Below are 3,245 nucleotides of genomic sequence, written 5' to 3'. Positions count from 1 at the left end.
GTCAATGGATCGCTCGGTAAAGACCCCGAGGATCATGGGGGTTTCGGGGGTTACCGGTGAGGAGGGTGGGAAAACGAGAGAGGATCGATACCTACGTGTTAGGTATCGATCCTCTGAGGTGCGGTAGACGCGGGGTGGTCTCAGTCCCGGCGGGCGATCCGTTCCAGCTCCCTGGCCAGCCTGGTCACCGCCGCGTCCGTCGACTGCCGCCGGGCCAGCGCGTCACCCACCACCGCCTGCACCGCCAGGCTCACCTGGTCGTAACGCGGGCTCTTCGCCCGAGGCTCGGCCGCCAGCACGCTCTCCCGCAGCGTGGGCAGGTACGGGAAGCGCTCCACCAGCGCCGGATCGTCGTACAGCGCGGCCCGCACCGGCGGCAGCGCGCCCTCGGTCAGCACCCGTCGCTGCACCGGCTCACTCGTCAGATAGGCGATCAGGTCCGCCGCCGAGTCCGGGTGCCGCGACTGGGTGCTGATCGCCAGGTTCGAACCGCCGAGCACACTCGTCCCCGGGCCGTCCGGCCCCGGCAGCGGCACGGTGTCGAAGCGGCCCGCGACCGCCGAGCCCTCCGCCGAGGCGCCCGCGTACACGTACGGCCAGTTCCGCAGGAACAGCAGCTCGCCGTCCTGGAACGCCTGCCGGGACTCCTCCTCCTTGAAGTCCAGCGAACGCTTCGGGATCCAGCCCTCCCGCAGCCCGTCGACCAGGAAGTCCAGCCCCTCGCGGGCCGCCTCCGAGTCCACCGTCACCCGCGCCCCGTCGTCCACCAGGATCGAACCGTCGGCGGACAGCACCGTCTCCGTCGCGTTCACCGTCAGACCCTCGTACGGGAAGAACTGACCCGCGTACCCCTCCAGGCCGTGCCGGGGAGCGATCTCGGCCGCCTGCCGGGCCAGCTCGTCCCACGTCTTCGGCGGGCTCTCGCCCTCCTCCTCCAGCACGTCCGTGCGGTAGTAGAGCAGGCCGGCGTTGGTCACGTACGGCACCGCGTACAGCCGGCCGCCGAACGTCGCCGTGTCGACCACCGGCGGCAGCATCTCGGCCAGCGGGAAGCGCTGCCGGTCGATCGGCCGGATCCAGCCGGCCGCGGCGAACTCCGACGTCCAGGCGACGTCGATGTTCAGCACGTCGAAGCGGCTGCTGCCGGACCGCAGCTCGGTGATCATCTGGGCCCGCGTCTCGTCCGCCGACTCCGGCAGCTCGACCAGCGTCACCCGCTCACCCGGCCGCTCCCGGTTCCAGTCCTCCAGCACCCGGCCGAGATAGTCCGTGAGGTCACCGGCCGTGGCCAGCGTCAACGGGCCGCGCCCCGCCGGCTCCGGACGCTGCGGCCCGGCGGCGGCGTACGCGGCGAGCAGGATCGCGCAGACGAGGAGAACCCGTCCGGCGATCAGCCAGCGCATCGTGCCTCCTGGAACCTCGGCGCCCCTCGCCTTTGCAGGACGCCCTCACCCATATATACCTGTTAGGTATGAGGGATACTAGGGCTCGCGCCCCGAAGGCCCCCGGTACCGCGGAGCCGAACAGCGACGACGAGCCCGGACGGGAAAGGAGAGGCGTGTGCGACTCGCTCTCCTCGCCCTGCTGGCCAGGGGCCCCGCCCACGGGTACGAGCTGAAGCTGGAACTGGAGAAACTGCTCGGCGTCGCCTACCCGCAGCCGAACGTCGGCCAGATCTACGTCACCCTCGGACGGCTGGAGAAGGCCGGCCTCATCGAGGGCGAGGAGATCACCCAGTCCAGCCGGCCCAACAAGAAGACCTACCGGCTCACCGACGCCGGCCGGGAGGCCGTCGACGCCTGGTTCGAGGAGACCTCCGACGAGCCCCGGGTGCGCGACGAGTTCTTCATGAAACTCGCCCTGGCCGCCAGCTCCGGCCTCGCCGACCACCTCACCCTCATCAACAGGCAGCGCCGCCAGTACCTGAACAGCATGCGCGAGCTGTCCCGGCTCAGCGCGAGCGAGGACCGGGACAACCGGATCCCCCAGCTGCTCATCGAAGGTGCGATGCTGCACCTACAGGCCGACCTCGACTGGCTGGAACGCTGTCAGGAGGAGCTGGAATGAGCGACACCGGCCCCACCACCCCGCCCGAAGACCCCGAGGCGGCGGTCCCGGCCGACGGCGCCCGGCCCGCCGCCGAGCCGCTGCTCCGCGCCGAGGGCCTGGTCAAGACCCACCACGGCGAGGGCGCCCCCGCACGCGCCGTGCGCGGCGTGGACCTCACCGTGCGCGCCGGCGAGTTCGTCGCCGTCACCGGCCCCTCCGGCGCCGGCAAGTCCACCCTGCTGCACCTCCTCGGCGGCCTCCAGCGCCCCGACGAGGGCGCCCTGTGGCTCGACGGCGCCCGCGTCGACGGCTACAGCGAAGCCCGCTGGGCGGTACTGCGCCGCCGCCGCGTCGGCATCGTCTTCCAGTTCTTCAACCTCGTCTCCAACCTCACCGTCGCCGACAACGTCGAACTGCCCGCCCTGCTCGCCGGTGCCACCCCCCGCCAGGCCCGCGCCGAACGCGCCTCCCTGCTCGCCGAACTCGGCCTCGAAGGCCGCGAGCGCAGCATGCCCGCCGAACTGTCCGGCGGCGAACAGCAGCGCGTCGCCCTCGCCCGCGCCCTCGTCAACCACCCCGACCTGCTGCTCGCCGACGAACCCGCCGGCAGCCTCGACAGCAAGGGCACCCGCGAGGTGATGCGCCTGCTGCAGCGCTTCCACCAACGCGGCCAGACCATCGTCCTCGTCACCCACGACGCCCGCCTCGCCAGCGTCGCCGACCGCGTCGTCAGCTTCTTCGACGGCCGCGTCGCCGACGACGCCGAACTCGGCGCGACCCCCGGTCCCGGCCGACCCGGCAGACCCGGCGGTGTCGGCGGCCTCGTCGACCTGGGGGACTGAACCGTGCGGGCGACACTGCGCTGGGCACACGCCGACCTGCGGACCCACCGCGGCGAGGCGCTGTTCCTCGTCCTCGCCACCACCGGAGTCATCACCGCCCTCCTGCTCGCCAGCGCGCTCTTCGGCTACGCCGCCAACCCCTGGCAGCGGGTGTTCGCCCAGACCAACGGCGCCCACGTGTGGATCCACGCCCGAGGCGACGCCGACCCCGCCGACCTCGAACGGCTCCGCGACCTCGACGAGCCCGAAGGCTGACGCGTGGGCGTCTTCGTCTTCCTCCCCCTGGTCCTGCCGCTGTCCGCGTGGCCGATAGCGCGGCTGGCCGAGCGGCACCTGCACCCGCGGGCGCGACCT

General features: G+C 72.2%; 3 protein-coding genes and 1 pseudogene. 3 read left to right on the top strand and 1 reads right to left on the bottom strand.

What is annotated here, in order from left to right:
• Window positions 1-140 precede the first annotated feature (140 nt).
• On the bottom strand, window positions 141-1,403 hold the full coding sequence (locus GL263_RS24005; protein ID WP_182857837.1) for an ABC transporter substrate-binding protein: 1,263 nt from the start codon (window positions 1,401-1,403) through the stop codon (window positions 141-143).
• 157 nt (window positions 1,404-1,560) lie between these two features.
• On the opposite strand from GL263_RS24005, the gene GL263_RS24000 reads away from it, so the two are divergent.
• From GL263_RS24000 to GL263_RS23990, 3 genes and pseudogenes are all read left to right on the top strand, one after another.
• Window positions 1,561-2,067 (top strand): PadR family transcriptional regulator, encoded by a 507-nt coding sequence (locus GL263_RS24000; RefSeq protein WP_182857836.1) that lies wholly within the window; start codon window positions 1,561-1,563, stop codon window positions 2,065-2,067.
• Window positions 2,064-2,891: an ABC transporter ATP-binding protein gene (locus GL263_RS23995; RefSeq protein ID WP_182857835.1), complete on the top strand. Its 828-nt coding sequence runs from the start codon at window positions 2,064-2,066 to the stop codon at window positions 2,889-2,891. The genes GL263_RS24000 and GL263_RS23995 overlap by 4 nt, the downstream gene beginning before the upstream one ends.
• A gap of 3 nt (window positions 2,892-2,894) precedes the next feature.
• Window positions 2,895-3,131 (top strand): annotated as a pseudogene (locus tag GL263_RS23990) (ABC transporter permease); the annotation flags it as partial.
• Window positions 3,132-3,245 lie beyond the last annotated feature (114 nt).

It is taken from the genome of Streptomyces durbertensis, from assembly GCF_014156695.1.
GTDB classification, from domain to species: Bacteria; Actinomycetota; Actinomycetes; order Streptomycetales; family Streptomycetaceae; genus Streptomyces; species Streptomyces durbertensis.
Note: the sequence above shows the minus strand (reverse complement) of the source record. Positions and strands in the feature narration are given on the sequence as shown.

Coding starts and splice junctions, on each gene's coding strand:
- GL263_RS24005 (WP_182857837.1), bottom strand. CDS start 1,403: ATGCGCTGGCTGATCGCCGGACGGGTTCTCCTCGTCTGCGCGATCCTG.
- GL263_RS23995 (WP_182857835.1), top strand. CDS start 2,064: ATGAGCGACACCGGCCCCACCACCCCGCCCGAAGACCCCGAGGCGGCG.